The organism is Prevotella melaninogenica (assembly GCF_013267595.1).
Taxonomy (GTDB): Bacteria; Bacteroidota; Bacteroidia; order Bacteroidales; family Bacteroidaceae; genus Prevotella; species Prevotella melaninogenica_D.
This window is the reverse complement of record NZ_CP054010.1, coordinates 1,299,961-1,317,690: the sequence shown is the minus strand read 5'-3', so window position 1 is coordinate 1,317,690 and position 17,730 is coordinate 1,299,961. Positions and strand designations below refer to the sequence as shown.

General features: G+C 41.0%; 11 protein-coding genes. 1 reads left to right on the top strand and 10 read right to left on the bottom strand.

Going from position 1 to position 17,730, the window contains the following annotated elements:
* Window positions 1–32 precede the first annotated feature (32 nt).
* The 3 genes from FIU21_RS04870 to FIU21_RS04860 all read right to left on the bottom strand — a co-directional run bounded on the left by FIU21_RS04870 (window position 33) and on the right by FIU21_RS04860 (window position 5,561).
* The gene (locus FIU21_RS04870; protein WP_231291334.1) at window positions 33–749 is read right to left on the bottom strand and encodes a DUF4843 domain-containing protein; all 717 of its coding nucleotides are present in this window, start codon (window positions 747–749) and stop codon (window positions 33–35) included.
* A gap of 21 nt (window positions 750–770) precedes the next feature.
* A complete protein-coding gene (locus FIU21_RS04865) occupies window positions 771–2,225 on the bottom strand; it encodes a RagB/SusD family nutrient uptake outer membrane protein (protein ID WP_036886313.1) in 1,455 nt (484 codons plus the stop codon).
* Window positions 2,226–2,294: 69 nt separating this feature from the next.
* The gene (locus FIU21_RS04860; RefSeq protein WP_004360307.1) at window positions 2,295–5,561 is read right to left on the bottom strand and encodes a SusC/RagA family TonB-linked outer membrane protein; all 3,267 of its coding nucleotides are present in this window, start codon (window positions 5,559–5,561) and stop codon (window positions 2,295–2,297) included.
* Between the two features lie 1,061 nt (window positions 5,562–6,622).
* Here FIU21_RS04860 and FIU21_RS04855 point away from each other — a divergent pair.
* Window positions 6,623–6,940, top strand: a complete 318-nt coding sequence (locus FIU21_RS04855) for a hypothetical protein (protein ID WP_004360308.1) — start codon at window positions 6,623–6,625, stop codon at window positions 6,938–6,940.
* Between the two features lie 440 nt (window positions 6,941–7,380).
* On the opposite strand, the gene FIU21_RS04850 is transcribed toward FIU21_RS04855, so the two are convergent.
* The 7 genes from FIU21_RS04850 to FIU21_RS04820 form a co-directional block, all read right to left on the bottom strand.
* The gene (locus FIU21_RS04850) at window positions 7,381–8,388 is read right to left on the bottom strand and encodes a 4-hydroxy-3-methylbut-2-enyl diphosphate reductase (protein WP_004360309.1); all 1,008 of its coding nucleotides are present in this window, start codon (window positions 8,386–8,388) and stop codon (window positions 7,381–7,383) included.
* Window positions 8,389–8,597: 209 nt separating this feature from the next.
* A complete protein-coding gene (locus tag FIU21_RS04845; RefSeq protein WP_004360310.1) occupies window positions 8,598–14,144 on the bottom strand; it encodes an alpha-2-macroglobulin family protein in 5,547 nt (1,848 codons plus the stop codon).
* 88 nt (window positions 14,145–14,232) lie between these two features.
* Window positions 14,233–14,853, bottom strand: coding sequence for a radical SAM protein (locus FIU21_RS04840; protein ID WP_004360311.1), 621 nt, complete (start codon window positions 14,851–14,853; stop codon window positions 14,233–14,235).
* On the bottom strand, window positions 14,838–15,539 hold the full coding sequence (locus FIU21_RS04835; RefSeq protein ID WP_004360312.1) for a peptidase associated/transthyretin-like domain-containing protein: 702 nt from the start codon (window positions 15,537–15,539) through the stop codon (window positions 14,838–14,840). Before FIU21_RS04835 ends, FIU21_RS04840 begins: the two co-directional genes overlap by 16 nt.
* A gap of 11 nt (window positions 15,540–15,550) precedes the next feature.
* Window positions 15,551–16,258 (bottom strand): carboxypeptidase-like regulatory domain-containing protein, encoded by a 708-nt coding sequence (locus FIU21_RS04830; protein ID WP_004360313.1) that lies wholly within the window; start codon window positions 16,256–16,258, stop codon window positions 15,551–15,553.
* Between the two features lie 11 nt (window positions 16,259–16,269).
* Complete coding sequence (locus tag FIU21_RS04825) at window positions 16,270–17,004, bottom strand: carboxypeptidase-like regulatory domain-containing protein (RefSeq protein ID WP_036886282.1); 735 nt, start codon at window positions 17,002–17,004, stop codon at window positions 16,270–16,272.
* 4 nt (window positions 17,005–17,008) lie between these two features.
* The gene (locus FIU21_RS04820) at window positions 17,009–17,707 is read right to left on the bottom strand and encodes a carboxypeptidase-like regulatory domain-containing protein (protein WP_004360315.1); all 699 of its coding nucleotides are present in this window, start codon (window positions 17,705–17,707) and stop codon (window positions 17,009–17,011) included.
* Between the last annotated feature and the right edge of the window lie 23 nt (window positions 17,708–17,730).

Below are 17,730 nucleotides of genomic sequence, written 5' to 3'. Positions count from 1 at the left end.
CTTAAGACAAGTAACAATACCTATCCTACTTTTTACAACTCATCTGGATGCGCTGCAAAGTAAGCAACTACCTCTTGTACATGCTGATACAGATAGCCTTGTGCCGTTACATCAGAGCCTTCTATGATATCTCTGATAGTAGCCTCATTACTGTCATAATAAGCAAGTAACTTACGATACTTGTTTTTGGTAAAGGCTCCTAAACCCCAATAACTCTCCATCACTTCCCAGAAATCAGGCTTAGAGAGTACGTTGTTAAAGGTTATTTTTACCGTATTGTTCTTGGTAAGTCTTGTTCCCAACTTATCCTTCCCTACTAAATTCAATACCAATCGTATTGAATCATCCTTATCTTCTGACAAGTTAGCACGTATCAACGTTACAGGAACATAGGTACGATAAGCATTAGGAGCGAAACGCAAGGTGTCAGCGTTAAGTGTGTAATGCTTCCCTGCAACAGCTGTTGTACCCTTACCTACTTCTACACTGAAGGGTTGCGCCTCAGCAGAAAGATTACCTACGAGCTGCACGGGGAGATAAACCACGTGTGTAAGTGTATCAACAGGCTTTACTCCGAATGAATAATTCACAACGGTATCACCTGGTTGTGCATAATAGAAGCTAACTTGATTTGTTGGTTCAAACATGCCGTCAGAACTATGTTCACCATCAAAGTCGACGTTGCTGCATGCTGCAAACATGGTTACACCAGCGCAAACAAGTAGTATATTTCTTATTGTTTTTTTCATTTTCATAAAGTGTTTAATAACTTACTGTCCTCCAAACTCTTTCTCCGTTTCTGGCCAAGGCAAGACGAAGATGGAATTAGATGGCTGACGTGTGGTAATACCTCTAAAGTCAGTAAATGCTTTGTTATAGTGCTTCACCGCATAGAACGTTTGTCCTTCTCCAGGCATCTCACGCATACGCTCACGCAACATCTCCTTATTGAAAGCCTCGCGTGTTGCTACCTTTGCGCTATCAACATCCTCTAATCCACGACTTTTTCTCACTTCATTGAGTAATCTAACTGCCTCTGCCTTATTACTATCGTATGTACATTCGCTTAAGATATAATACATCTCTGGCAAACGGATTAGCGTCAAGCCCTGTAAAGGATTGCTATTCACCTGTGCATCACTCTCTAAGAATCTTACAAAAGAATAGGTCTTCAAACCATCTGGTGTAGTATTCTGTCTGTAATAACCAGTGTAACGCAAGTCTGTACTTGTAGCCGAGAAAGCTGATGTTTCATACAGATTCTCAAGATCTCTACGTCCTTCAGTGAATGTACCGCGTGCAGTCTGTGATAAGAAAAGCGTAGAGATAGTGCTTGAAAGCGTATTGTTATACAAACCGAAGATCAATTCTCCTGCTGCAGGGAAACGCTTTACATCACTCAATGAGCTATACTTCTTCAATGAGAAGTTATTGGTTGCATCGATTACCTGCTTAGCATACTTAGCCGCATTCGCCTCGTCACCCATAGCATAGTAAACTCTTGCCTTTGTAGCAGCCACAGCATACTTATTAAAGAACACAGCACGTCCTTTTAGATAGTCACTGGAAGCTGTTGTCTCAACGTTTACTACATTATCGTTCTTCAAAAGTTCTTCAGCTTTATCCAAATCCGACAATATCGCCTCGTACGTTTTATACAAAGTCAATAACTTCTTATTATTGAGGTCGAAAGACGTTGAGTATGGTATACCACGTGTTGACGCATTGCTTTGACCATAGTCTTCAGCAAAAAGACGAACGAGGTCGAAGTGCATAAAGGCACGTAAGCCATAGCTCTCACCACGCATCAAAGGCAGCTCTGCATGCTCAAACTTAGCATTCTCTGTTTGATAAATTATATTGTTGACGTATGATATTGCTTGATATTGCTTTGTCCAGATGGCATCAACAATAGAGCGCACATCACTTCGCATATAATCGTATTGACCTACGAAGTAGCTTGTCTCTGACGAGTTATCGTAACCAAATATCTGTCCTAACTGGTCTATGAAACCAAAGCCTAAGTTGCCACCATATAAGTCTGACGTTGCCATGCTACCATAAACACCAAACATCGCATTACGGAAACCACGGATAGATGAGAACTGCTCTTCCTCATCAACTTGTCCTGCTGGTTGAACATTTATAAAGTCGTTACACGATACCACAGATAGCATCATGACAGCACCTACCAATAGTTTTGTATAATATGATATTCTCTTCATATTCATTTCTTTCTTATTGTTACCTAAATAGTCTTTCACAATTATATTAATGTGTCAGCCATCATCGGTTTAAAATCCAAGTCTTACTGAGAACTCTACACTTCGCTCATAAGGATAACTTAATCCGCGCTCACGTTTTACAGATGAGAGGTAGAAGAGGTCATTAGCCAACATCTCCAAGTGTAAACGCTTCAAGCCATATCGCTTAATGAATGTCAATGGAACTTCGTATGCCAGTGAGAGACTGCTCAGCGTGATATAATTATTTGTCTCAACAAATCGTGATGTCTGCATAGGTACGCTTGAATCGCTAATTCGCTTGTACTTTGCTTGCTGACCTACTTCTTTCCATCTGCTGCTAAATACGCGTTCGTCAGCATTATAGCGTGGGTCGGCACCCTCCACCTTACTTGCTAACGTCTGGTTATAGACAACTCCACCGAAAGAATAACGCATAGACATTCCCATTGAGAACTGCTTATAGGTAAGGTAAGAACCGATTGAACCCATACCGAATGGTGTGGTATCGCCATAAACGACCTTGTCATTAGGATCGTAAACGAACGTAAGGCTGCCATCACGCTTAATGAAGACCTCATTACCCGTAATAGGATCGATACCAGCTGAAGAAACTACCTTCAATGCTGTCAACGACTGACCTTCCTCATAAATAGGCAATGGTGTCACACCACCCTTTGCTTGGTTCTTCTCGTTTTGTTCACGAAGAGCGTTACTAATCTTCTTAATCTTATTCTTGTTGTAGGCATAGTTAAGGCTCAACGACCACTCCCAATCCTTATTCTTAATAGGAATAACACGTGTCTGGAACTCAAATCCATGGTTCTCTACCTCTCCAACATTCTCACGTGACGTGGTAATACCCAATGATGGAGCCTTAGTAATGTCAAGCAACAAGTTGTCTGTATTCTTTACATAAACATCTGCCGAGAAGTCCCAGCGTCCCTTGAACATTGTGAGATCAAGACCGAGGTTGGCACTGAGTGTTCTCTCCCACTTAAGGTTCTTGTTTCCAATACCCATTGGTACGGCACCAATACCTTTTATATAGTTAAGACCTGCCAAACTGGTATACATTGTCAACGCCTGATATGGCTCAAACGAGATGTTTCCAAGATAACCCAAACTTGCACGAAGCTTTAACAACTGGAAAGGTGAACCTTTAAGGAACTTCTCATTATGAATATTCCATCCTGTTCCCACACTCCAGAAAGGTGCAAAACGAGAGTTCTTACCAAACTTAGACGAACCCTCATAACGATAAATCACATCTAAGAAGTAACGGTTATCCCATATTGTGTTAAGGTTTACGAAGAAACCTGCACCATTATACTTATTGTCTACACCACCTGGTTTACCTGTTGGATAGTTTCCTGCCAACAATGGATGGGCTACGTTGTCTGAATAATAACCTACAGAACCATACGTACTACCATCGACAGAGTTTGACTCGATCGTTGCACCAGCCATCGTGGTAAGGAACAACTTACTAAATATATAGTTATTGTATGACACCATCAACTTACCCTGATAAGTAGTTGTACTGGTGAAAGTCTCTTTCAGTAGTCCTCTGCGTGACACATCGGCTACGTTCTTAATCTGATCTGCCGAGAATGGTGACACAAAGTTACGTCCTTCATATTTCGTCTTTTGTATTGAGAAGTCTCCATCAATTCTGAACTTCTCACCCAACCATAACTGAAGTGTTGTTGTGTTTAATACGTCGAGCGTATTTCCTCTGTTGAAACTACCTAACGATGCCTCATACAAAGGGTTAGAGAGGTCATAATTCAACTTTGGTTTCAATGCGCCATACTCATCATATGGATATTCATATGGGTTCTGCTTCACCCACTCAGAGAAGTCACCATATGGCGACTGAGTTGATTTTACAGATGAGATAGTAGCCGTATTACTGATAAAGAACTTACCAGAAAGGTTATATGAGAGTTTGAAGTTTGTTGACAAACGCTCACGACTCGAACCCTTCATTACACCTTCCTCATCTCCATAACGCACACCTAAGTTATATCGTGCGTGCTCATCACCTCCATCGATACTTACACTATGCTGTGAAGAAACCGCATTACGCAGTGGCTTCTTAATCCAGTCGGTTGTTACACCGTCTTGAATCTGGTTGTAATAGGATGCATACTTGTTTTGCAGCGCATATTGGTCCGCTAAGTTGGTCGCTGTGTAAAGACCTGCCAAACGCTCGTACTCAAGCTTTTGTGATGCTGAAAGTAATTTATAATCGCTCAAATCTGGAGTTGACAAACGTAATGTTCCGTTATAATTAAATCTCAACTTACCACCCTTGAGTGCCTTCGTTGTGATGACGATAACACCTGCAGAAGCCTTCGCACCATAGAGTGCTGATGCCGACGCATCTTTGAGTACGGTGATAGACTCGATATCATTCATATCCATATCATTGACATAGTCTACCTTTACCTGAGAACCGTCAACAACGAATACAGGTAAGTTAGCTTGACCTGAGAAGGTAGCGCGTCCACGAATATTGATATCAGCAATCTTATTTGGGTCAGATCCGCCAAGGTTATCTTCTAACACGCTAAGACCTGGCACAAAGTTAGCCAAACTCGTAAGTACATTTTTTGTACCAACAGACAACAATTCGTCTTTCTTTATAGATACTTGCGAACCAGTAAAACTGTTTCTATTCTTTGTAGCAAAACCTGTTACGACGACTTCACCCAACTCACCAACGTCTTCCTGCATCGTGAAGTTACCAGCCGTACCATTCTTTACCTTTTTTTCTAAAGGCTTATATCCTATATAATTAAAGGTGAGCGTAACCTCTGGCAAGTCGGTATTAATTTCATACTGACCATCTAAATTCGTAATATAACCGCCATTAAAGCCTTTCATTCGGATGGTTACACCAGGCAGAGGCAGACCGTCTTTATCGGTTACCTGTCCATATACTCCCTTCCGTTTCTCTTGTGTTGGTTTACGAACAAGTTTCACGCTGTTGCCATCAATACTATAGCTAAAACCAGTCTTATTAAAGACTTGTCCTAACACGGCACGAACAGGCTGCGCTTGTGCGTCAATGTTAACTTTCTCCGCTTGAGATAGTAGTTCGGGAGTCACATCAAATTGTAATCCTGTTTGCTTTGACACTTCATCTAAGAAGGTCTTCATTTCTGTTTGCTTCATAGACAGCGTCACCACCATCTTATCGACATCTTGTGTTTGTGCCGATACGGTTGACCCTATACTAAGCATTAACATCAGAGCCAGTACTGCCCAAATTCGTAATACGAGATTACTTTTTTGCATTTCTTTTCTCATTTCCCCTCTGGTACTTTAATGTTTAGAACTATTCTTATAAATTAAAAAAGTAGAATACAAATTATACTGATATTCTTTTTTATTAAAGCCGCTTTTTAACAGCGAATCTACAAAAGTACACAAAAAACAAAAATCTTGCAAATATTTTTTAAGTTTATATATTAAAAACATATCATTTCATAACATCTATCACAAATATTTGATTGAAACTTAAAAAATATTATTTCTTTGCCTATTCTTTACATTGTCTTTCTGCCATTTATGCCTTCACTTAGCCACAACCGACAAACGTATGTAAATATTTTTCGTACACCTTGAATTTTATATATGGTCTTTAGCCTTCGAAAAGAGGCTTAATAGGCTTCTAAAAGATGCCCTTTTGAAGTCTTACTAACGCCCTTTTGGACCCTCAATAAGTACCTTTTAAAATACAGGTTAGTAACGTACTGTATACCTGACAGTTACAAACACATTTAGAAATTCTATTTTATACGCATGAAAAGGAGATTTAACCCGAAGTTATGTAAAGATACTTCGTAATAATAAAAGAAAAGGTAGATTCAAGTACCAAGTGCGAAATCAAAATTAATCCATGCAGTCATTAGAACCTAAACATATTTTGGGGTCTCCAGGATTTTGGAGTGATAAGGTTTGCCACTTGAGTTTAGAGTTTGAAGTAATGTCATACGGAGAAAAGGAGAGGACGGAGGATTATTAAAACAAAGCAATGGAAGTCACGGAGGCACCGTCGGTGCATAGAGCGACGGAGCTTGTTTGCCAATTCAATTAGCAATTTATATACAAAGCGTTTATCCCAAAATAGTTATCAAAAATCTGTACGCTACACCTCCGTCGCTCTTTGTGCCATCGGCACCTCCATTGACATTGCATTTACCTCCGTCCGCTCCGTGACTCTGTGTGCCTATTATATAAGACTTTTAGTTTGATTGTGTCCGATAACAGAGTTAGAAATTCAAAAAACATCCCTTATTATTTGCTTTTTATAAACTAATGCGTTAATTTTGTAAACACTATAAATTTAATTTAAAACCTACTTGTATATGAGAAAAAGGGAAATATTATTGGGGTTTTTAGCTTTTGTTACCATTTTCATTTCTTCTTGCTCTCAAGAATATGTTGTGAATAATACTAAGGCTTCTTCTCTGGAAAGTCTTAAAGTCGAAAAAATGAAGAACTTATTCAAAAAACACAATTGGAATCTTGATACCACTATTCCTGAAAAAGAAAGAAATAACCTTATTCTTCAGATGGATTATGACAAGGTGAAAAGTTTCCTTGAAGATTTGGATAATGGAATTAAGTTTGAAAAGAAAGATACTCTTGTTGGTTATGTGAAAAAGGGGACTTCAGGATTTTGAGTGATAAGGTTTGCCACTTGTGTTTAGAGTTTGAGGCAATGTCACACGGAGGCACGGAGAGGACGGAGGGTTATTAAAACAAAGCAATGGAAGTAACAGAGGCACCGTCGGTGCATAGAGCGACGGAGCTTGTTTGCCAATTCTATTAGCAATTTATATACAAAGCGTTTATCCCAAAATAGTTATCAAGAATCTGTACGCTACACCTCCGTTGCTCTTTGTCATCATCACCTCCGTAACATTGCGTTTACCTCCATCCACTCTGTGACTCTGTGTGTCATATTATATGAGCGTCTTAGTTTATCAGTCTATATTACGGGAGGAGCCAACATCATACGTTTAAAAGATAGTATACAAAAAACGGGATTACCTTCGTAAAGGTAACCCCGCTATATCCTTTTTATAGTAACTTATATATCCAACAAGAAGTAATAAAAATACTATTTTGTACGTCGAAGTATCTCATCACGGCATTCTTCCATCAGCCATTTTGGCGTACTCGTAGCCCCGCAGATGCCTACTGTTTCGACTCCATCAAACCAACTCATGTCGATTTCGTCTGCACTCTCAACCTGATGGGAGTTTGGGTTTACACTCAAACATTCGTGAAAGAGGACCTTACCATTTGAACTCTTACGGCCTGCCACAAAGAGAATTAAATCGTGTCGAGCAGCAAAGGTTGAAATGTTCGGCATACGATTAGCAACCTGTCGGCAGATGGTATCAAAGCTTTGGAACTTTGCTTTGGGTGAGATATGACTTTGAATGTATTCTATAATCTTATGAAACTCATCCAAACTCTTTGTCGTCTGTGAGTAGAGATAGATATCATTATTAAAGTCTAACGCCTTAACATCTTCAAACTTCTCTATCACAATCGCCTGACTATGGGTCTGACCAACAAGTCCAAGCACCTCGGCATGACCATTCTTTCCAAAGATAACAATGGAAGAGGAGGCACTAAGCTCTTGTCCCTCGCCTACTGCAGGAGGAAGAGAAACAGAAGAAGTAGAGGTTTCCACCGCTTCATTCGTTACTGGCTTAAGGCTTGAAAGTTCATCAACAGCAGCTCCGCCCTTTGACGATATCATATAAGAAGGTTGACGACCTTTCTCATACTGTGTCTTAATACGACGCTGAAGGGCAAGAACCACAGGGCAAGTAGCATCGATAATCTCAATGTTATTACGTCTTGCAAGTTCGTAAGTCTCAGGTGGTTCGCCATGTGCACGCAGCAAAACCTTCACGTTATGAAGTTCGCGCATCTGCTCATGATTAATCGTGATGAGTCCTTTCTTTGTGAGGCGTTCCACCTCCATACTGTTATGTACGATATCACCTAAGCAATAGAGCTTTGTACCCTTTGCCAATTCTTCTTCGGCTTTCTTAATGGCAGTAGTCACACCGAAGCAAAAACCACTACCGTTATCTATCTCTATTTGAAGCATTTCTTTTTAAGGAGTTAAGGAGTTGTGAAGTTAGGGGAGTTAAGGCAACACCCCTACTCCACAACTCTATCAAATAACTTGTTTACTCGTTTACTTGTAGACTTGTTCACTTGTCTACTCATCTACTTGAAAATGAATAGAGTTAGAACAATTCTTTGACTCGACAACTCTATCAAATAACTTGTTTACTTGTCAACTCGTTTACTTGTCTACTTATCAACTTGTATAACCTCCGCGCCAGTACGTCCACTATACTCTGGTGCATATGCACATTGCGCAGTGCAGGTTCCTGTCTGATAAACACCTGCTCGGTCAAGATAATATTCTGTCTCAACGACATGCTTACCCTTAGCCATCTGGTCGAAGTAGTAATTAGTGGTGTAATCCTTTGGAGCAATGTAGTATCCCCAATGATATCCACTCAACTGACTAACAGGCTCAAGGCAGGCAGCACGCTTATCAACAACTTGTACGAAGTCGTAATCACGGTCAGCAATGATCGTCAAACGGATACGCACCTTGTCACCAACTTTAAGAGTCTTCCCCCTCTTCAACAGTACACTATCAACCATGACCTCACGCTTAATCTTCAAGCCAGATGAAGCATCAGAGATATCTGTTGACGGCTGGAAGAACTGTGCATAGACAGCACCCCAGCTTGTGCCAGTGCTTGTCTTGCTGATAACCAAATCATGATTCTCAGACGAGTGGAAATCAACTGGCTGTGTAGCCTTCACATAACCCAAACCTGCCGTAGGCTGTGTTGTCTGCAATGGCTTATTATCAAGCATCAATGTAGCATGCTCTCCATTCTGCATCAACCAATTGCCATTGTTCATAAATGCCCAAATAGCATTCACCGAGTTCAATGGTGTATCCCAAGCCTGCGTACGCTTCTCCTGCAAGAGCCAACGCTGCATCTCAACAAGCGTCTTACCATCAGCAGGAGTAATCGTCTTTATCGCCTCAATAGCAGCCACCTCTGTTGGAATCTTATAATCACGCCAGCTGTAATAAGCGTTTTTAGAATCGAAGTAACGTCCCTTCTCCTCCGTATAAACTGTATATTCCTTGATACTCTGCAGGTATTCACGTGCCTTTTCCACCTTACCATACTGCTGAAGGATTACTGCTGTATTCGCTTTACCATAGATAGTCAAGTCCGTAGGCTTCTTGGTCAGGCGGTCGATGAGGTACTTTATATCATTTGTAGATCGGTCATGATAGAACAAAGCATTGGTGTAAAGATAATCACAAAGCTCATCAGATGGGAAGAGTATCGTATTATACTTCTTCTCATCACGCTTCATTTCAGCCACACACTTAGCTACCTTCTTATCCATAAAACGGAAAGAAGCCTTAATCATGTTTGTTACTTCTGGGCTTGGACTTGTAAGGTTCTGCAGACGAGCGAGTGTCTTTGCCACCGCAACCGTCATATACAGACTGCCCTTCATTCCTGGCCACCAAGAGAATGAACCATCAGAGTTTTGCAGTTTCTTTAGACTTGAGAATGTTGATGTCAATTTGTTCTGCAACTGATTCTCATCCAAGAAACGCACGAGTTGCTGTTTCTGTTCGCTTTCATTCTTAGCATCCATCACCCAAGGAGTCTCGTCAAGTGTCAAAGACTTGAGTTCTTGATTCTTCTCCAAAGCCGACATCATTGACGTTTCCTTACCCGTTTCCTTCTTCCATTGCTCAATAGTCTGCTTAATCGATGGGGAAGTACTCATAATCTGCTTACCCAAACGGTTTGCATAATAAGCCGAAACAAGACTGATAGCATTCTTTTCACTTGCATCTGCGACATAAGGCAATGCCTGAATCATCAGCCAATTAGGGTTATTGGTGTACTCTACTGTCAGTTTCTGGTCCGTACTTTTCTTTGGGAAAAGCTTACCAACATTAATCGTCTTCACCCCAGCATCATTCTGTGTGAATGGATAGGTGTTTGTTACATACTCCTTATTCTGAAGTACTGAGAGGTAATGTTGCTCACCATCAGAGAAACCATCGCCCTCAACCGTGAAACGAACAACAAGCAAGGACTGGTCAGCTGTAAGTTTATTTGCATTCTTTACCAATAATGAAGCTAAGCTATAAGTTGCTGAGCCACTCCCCTGTGCCTTCAAAACAACAGCTTTACTATCCGTAAAGAGAACCTTTTCAGTTGCAGGGTCAAGGATTTCAACCTTTGCTTTTGCATTGATATCCTTCTCAGATTGGTTGAACAAACGAGCAGATACCATTGCTTCGTCACCCAAACGAACAAAGCGAGGCATATTAGGCTGCACCATCAAGGTCTTCTGAGCTACGATGTCATCAGAAAGAAAACCATTGTTCATATCCTCATCGTGTGCCAATCCCATGAAACGCCAAGTAGTAAGGCTCTCTGGAAGCGTAAACTTAATACTAACATTACCCTTTCCATCCGTCTGCAACTGTGGATAGAAGAAGGCAGTCTCATTGAGATTCTCACGCATAGAAGGCTTTACATTCTTCGGTTCGTCCTTCTCTTGTTTTATCTCCTCATCTTTCTTTACTACAGGAGCAGTAAATTTCGCTTTCGTTTCCTTAGTAGGTCCAAATCCAACCTTAACGACCTCATTCATAGAAGACTCCTTTGCCAAAGCCATTGACTTAACGGCACGTGTCATGCTTACCATTCGGTCTGATGTTACTGAATAAATATAAGCATCTGACGTATCATAATCTTCTAAGAAGCGACTATCAAATCTCGAGAAAGACAACCAGTCTACATCAAAAGGTTTGATATTAGCTTCCCATGAAAGACCCAAACCAGAATAGTCAGGACTCTCCCAATTAACAGATGTATAGTTAAGCGAGAAGAAGTTGCCCAAGTTCCATGAATTAGACAAGAACTGATCAAGACTCTTGTCATAAAGCGTTGCCATCAGTTGAGCATTGGCAGCCTTGCCATCAGGACGATTAATGGTTACTGTCCATTCCTCCTGCTGACCAGGGATAAGTTTATTACGGAAAGTCTTCCATTTCACAATTAAGCTCTTATCTGGTAACGGACGCATAATCCTCTCTGAATGAGCATACAGAATGCCATTCTTTACCCAAGCATAATTAAGAAATATCTCATCACCATACTCTTCCTTATAGACAAACTTGCGTGTCTGTATACTATTGCTTTGATTGAAAGAACCTGTCTCAATCACTTTATTACCTGAGAAGATAGAATAAACAACATACTGATTCTCATCACTTGAGCCCACCTGCATATAGATAGGACCACCATCGCGAGGGAATTGGTTTCCACTCAGATAGAACCAATCATGTGTCTCAATAACAGGACGCTTATCATCAAAAGAGAAGACGACAAAGTCCTCATCTATCGTATCTGTTCCGCAAATAGCATGTAGGCGATAAGCACCAGAAGACAAACCCTTTATAGCAACATTCTCATTTGCCTTTGCGGTCTTGTAATCGCTATAAACATAATTATTCTGATCCATCTGCTGTGGTACAATTACATACTTCACTGTTCCATCAACAGGAGATCCTGCAGCGTTCAGATAATTAAACTTAATCGTTTTAAGACTGTCACGCAGATTCTTCTCAGCAATATTGCAAGAAAGACTTGCCTCCTTTGTCCCTAATGGCAATGAAGTAAAACCGTCATGTGTTTCACCTGCGGCATCAGTCACCGAAGCCTCAACTCTAAAGTTATAGAAAAGTGAACGATAACCCTTACCAGACTTCAGTTCTTTCTTGGCTTTATCAGATAAGACAAAAGGTACGGTAACAACAAACTCTCCCTTGTCGTCTGTGACAACATCTTGTTCATTCACTTCCTCACTGCCTTCATAGAAGCGACACCAATAGCTTATATTACGTGTAACGACATAATGCACCTTTGCACCTTGTACAGGTACACCAGCAAAACTCTTGGCACGACCAATCAACTTGATAGAATCACCGACAGCATACTTCTCCATATACTCGTCGAAGTTTACATCAAACGTTGGACGCTTATACTCATCTACTTGGAAACGCTTAGATCCTTTTGTTCCAAAATCAGCATAAATAGAGAAACTACCTGTCAGTCCACTTGTTGGAAGATTGAAGTCTGCTGCAGCAGTACCGAAACGGTCGGTGGTTACTGACTTACGTCCTATCTCCTTATAATTGGCATCTTTCAAAACCATATCGAAGGTTTGTCCGCCTGCAGCCTTAGTTTTATAGTCTTGCTTTGTGTTCTGATAAGCAATGACAGATGCATGCACCGTCTGCCCAGGACGATAGATACCTCTATCCGTGAAGACCTGAGTTACCATCTTGTCATAGTTCACCTTGTCGTAGTCATACGACCCCTCCAGTTGAGTTTCTTCAAAGGCTTTATCCTTATTCGTAAAGACATAGATGTCAGGGGTAGTTCTTTCCGAATCAAAAACTACCTCTCCACTCTTGTTCGTAACCAGCTTCTTGACGATAGAAGGTTTATCATTATAATTTGGATAGGTAGCCTGAACCGTTACATTTGCTACTGGTTGACCATCCACAACATTGACAACAACATACCGTGCTTTCTTCTCTGGCTGTAGTTCGCTCATGACATAGAGGTCACTAACATAGTAGAAAGCATATTCTGGTGTAAAATTCTTTTTAGGCGTCTCTACCTTAATGAGGTAAACACCCAAAGGTAATGTAGGCATTAAGAAAGAGTCTTTCACCTCTTCATAATCCTTATGACCAGTGAAAGTACGGGTTATCGTCTGCGTTGTCGCAGGCAACAGACTTGCCTTCAACTTAGCCATGTCGCCTTTATCTCCAAGACTGAGAGAATGATTACCTGATAGTTTCGTACGCGTGACCGTTACGACTACATCTGATACATTGCGCGTATTCAGCTTAACCCAGTTATTCTTCTCTGTCGAACTAACATTACACTTATTGAAACTCACTTCAAACATCGGTCTTGTCAGTTCTGCACGAGCATTACGTAATGATATGATTCTATTCCATGATGCCCAACGGACAAGGGCATTATCAATATAGGCTATCTTTTCCTCAACCGGAGTATCTTCTCCCATACAAGCATAACGCTTCAACGCAACTTCTCCACATATCGGTAAGTCGCTATATGCCTGCATGAGTGAGTCGAGCTTTGGAATACTCTCTTTCTCTTCCTTTATCCCCATCAATGCCGTGTAACAAGCAGCCTCACGGTTTCCAACGCTTTTATAATAGCTATGTAATTTGTCGTAGTTACCCACTTGCATACCAATAACATGCAACAGGTCACCCTTAAAGATATCATCGTTCTTACCTATCTTTATCAAAGGCTTAAAGTCAGCTGCTTTCTGACTTGCCAGTAGAGAAGGATTAGCAAGTGCCTTCTTGAAGTATTCGTCAGCATTTCCACTTTCTTCATTCCGTCCTATCACACCCAAGATACAGTTGTAGACAGCCGACAAGACTTCATCCTTCCCTTCTACCATCTTTGCCTTTGCCTTCAATCGCTTTAACTCCACCTCAGCAGAGTCGGGTGCAATCTCTGTCTGTAACCTTGATACTAACAGACTTGCTGCCAAGATTTGCCCATAGGCTTTCTCTTTCTGTGCTTTCTGTTCAATCTTCTTTAACAAGCTGATTTGTGTCTTTGGTAAGTCCTTTTGCTCAGCTTGATTTACTTGTTGCCATAAGGCGTCGAAGTTCTGTGCTGTTACTGTAATTGGCAACAACAGAAATATAATTGATAAAATGATAAGTGGTTTCTTCATACTCTCTTTCTTTTATTAATTGCAAAGATAATGCTTTTAAAGTAAAAAACGAAAGATGAGCTATGTATATTGTATAGGATGAATGCTACTACCGCACAATATAATTAAACTTATCAAAGTTTGTAAAGCCCATCTCTTCCAACTGTTGTTGGCTTCGCTGGCGGTCTTCATCTGTGTTATATTCAGGTATCAAGGGTAGACGGATGATTACCTTATCAGCATATCCATTCGCTGCTAACCATTGAAGATTACTGATTACCTGCTTATTCTCTTTACATCCATATGCTTTGTAGATATTAGGGTTCATATCCTTAATATCTACATACCACATCTGCACCAACGAGGCAATAGCTTTGACATTCTCAAGCGGTACGTTAAGCGATGTCTCTATTGTCAACTTCCATTCAGGATTCATTATCTCGGCAAAGGCTTTAATGAAGTCTGAACGTAAAAGGGGTTCACCTCCGCCAAAACAGATACCGCCACCCGTTGCCATAAAGTAAAGGTCGTCTATCTCCACCTCACTATACAACTCACCGGGCGTCAGCCTGCACCATACACCATCAGCCTGCAAGCACTGCAGATTTAAGCAGTACTGGCAATGAAGCGGACAACCATGAAAGGCAACCAATGTTGTTACGCCTTCCCCATCAGTGGTGAGCCTGTGCCGATTAATGGCAATAAACGGTGCTGTTACTTCTGATTGCATTTCTCTTTATGTGATTGCGGTGCCGTGCTGTCGGATAACTCTTTCTCTAAATAGGCTCTATCTATCTCCCCTACTACGTCAAGAGAAGGTTCTAAACGGACAACCATATCATCAGGATTACGAATAGACTTCACTGCTATCACCTTATCTTCAAATCCATAAGATGAAAACACGAGGGTATCATTATGATTAACCTGCAATACAAATCTTCCATCTTCGCCCAAAGGCAGCCTCTTCTTACCTCCTAATAGCATAACATTAACTTCAGAAGCAGCCTTACCAGTAGAAGAGTCGAGCACTCGTCCACTAATAACGATAGCGTTCTTCAAATCAGCTGTGAGTGCTTTTGGTATAACTACTTGTTCCCCCATAACTGGCATATCAGTAGAGTCCAGAACTTTATTCTCAACGTTACAGCCCTTTGGGGTATTCTGACACGATGTAAGCGGAACAGTTGCAACACAAAGTCCAGTAGCCAAACCAGCCACCTTCATACTCCATCCCTTGCGTTTCCGTTCTCTTAACTGCGTCTCTAAATAGCGTATCTCCGCCTCACAAGCAGGGCAAGTACCCGCACACTCCCCTTCGTAATGACACTCTTTAGGCTGATAGCTGATACCATTCGCATCCGCTATCTGCTGCCGAATACCTTTCAGTAGTTTACAAGTACTTTTTCCTTTTGTCATAATGCTAATCTTTACTTACACTTCTTTTTATTCTTCTCCTTATGCGACTTCGGCTTATAAGTCCTATGACCATACACATCATCGTAGTTTGGTGAAACAGATCCAATTCCTCCTACTATCACCGACACATCATAGGCTTCCAGTACAATAACATTATTATCAGAACGCAAAAGAGAACTTACACTAACCGTTTTCTGCTTATAACCAATGAATGAGACTACCAATGAAGTATCTGGTGGTAACTTCAAAGCAAACAAACCATCTATATTTGTTGCCACACCCTTGTTCGTTCCCTCTATTAAGATAAAAGCTCCTATCAAAGGTTCCTTATCATCACCGCCTATTACCATTCCACGTACAACCACAGGTGATGCACAACCTTCAGAAAGGTCTACTACCTTTACAGAATCTTTCTTAGCTGTATGTACAGAACGATTAGCCGTACTATCAGGCTTAACACCTTGCGCAGCAGTAGTCATCGGTATAACCGTAGCGCAGATACCTGCAGCAATACCAGCCACCTTCATACCGAAGCCATTACCCTTACGTGCCTTTAACTCACGTTCAAGATAACGTATTTCTTCCTCACAAGCAGGACAAGTACCTGCACAATCCCCCTTGTGGTGACACTCTTTAGGCTGATAGCTGATACCATTGGCATCCGCTATCTGCTGCCGAATATCCTTCAATAGCTTACAAGTACTCTTCCCTTTTACCATAATACTAATCTTTACTTACACTTCTTTTTATTCTTCTCCTTATGCGACTTAGGCTTATCAGTTCTACGACCACTCACGTCATCTTTATTACCTTTATTTTCATCTTTACAAGTAGGTAGTGTAGCTATTGTTACAATGCCATCTAACATTGCATCTCTATCTTCCTCAAGCACTATAACATTATTATCAGAATGCAAAAGCGAACTTACATAAACCTTTTGATTCTCGTATCCTATTAAAGAAATAACCAACGAAGTGTCTGGTGGTAACTTCAAAGCAAACTGTCCATCTACATTTGTTGCAACGCCCTTGTTTGTTCCATCTATTACAACAGAAGCACCTATCACTGGTTCTTTATCATCACTGCCAATGACCATTCCACGTACAACCACAGGTGATGCACAACCATCAGAAAGGTCTACTACCTTTACATCACATTTCTTAGCTGTATTTACAGGACGATTAGCCGTACTATCAGGCTTAACACCTTGCGCAGCAGCAGTCATCGGCATTACCGTAGCGCAGATACCAGCAGCAATACCAGCCACCTTCATACCGAAGCCATTACCCTTACGTGCTTTTAACTCACGTTCAAAATAACGTATCTCCTCCTCACAAGCTGGACAAGTACCTGCACAATCCCCCTTGTGCTGACACTCCTTAGGTTGATAGCTGATACCATTGGCATCCGCTATCTGCTGCCGAATATCCTTTAGTAGCTTACAAGTACTCTTCCCTTTTGCCATAACTTTATTTCTTATTACACTTCTTTTCCTTATGCGACTTTGGTCCTTTCTTCGTCTTATGCTTCCCGAACATTTTATCGCATCCACCCAAGACTACAATTTCATTCATCATCGCCGAGTCCTCAGTGATATAAATATCATTATTCTTTTTATCTAAGAGTTCTTTAACTGTCACATTCATTTTATAATAACCAATACCTCTCACCTCCAGTATATCAGTTAGCAGAGTTTTCACTGCATACTCGCCCTCAACATCGGTAACAGCTCCTTTTTTTGTGTCCATCGACTCAACAACGGCTCCAATAATAGGCTCCTTTGTCTTTGTATCGAACACCTTCCCACGTAATAGCACAGCATCAGGATTACCATTGGTCAGGTCTACCGCTCTTATAGAATCATTCTTTATCGTCTTAGCCTTAAAGTCAGGACTAATCTTACTCTCTGTTTGTACCATAGCAGCCACTGGCAATACAGTCACACAGACGCCAGCAGCGATACCAGCCACCTTCAAGCCTAAACCGCTATGCTGCTTGTTATTCAGTTGTTCTTCAAGGTAACGGATTTCTTTCTCACAGCCAGGACACGTACCTGTACATTCGCCCTTATGGTGGCACTCCTCAGGATGATAGCTTATTCCGTTCTCATTTGCAATCTTCTGACGGACATCCTTCAAGACCTTACAAATAGCTCTACCCTTGTCCATAAATTATTATTTAAGCGTTAGTA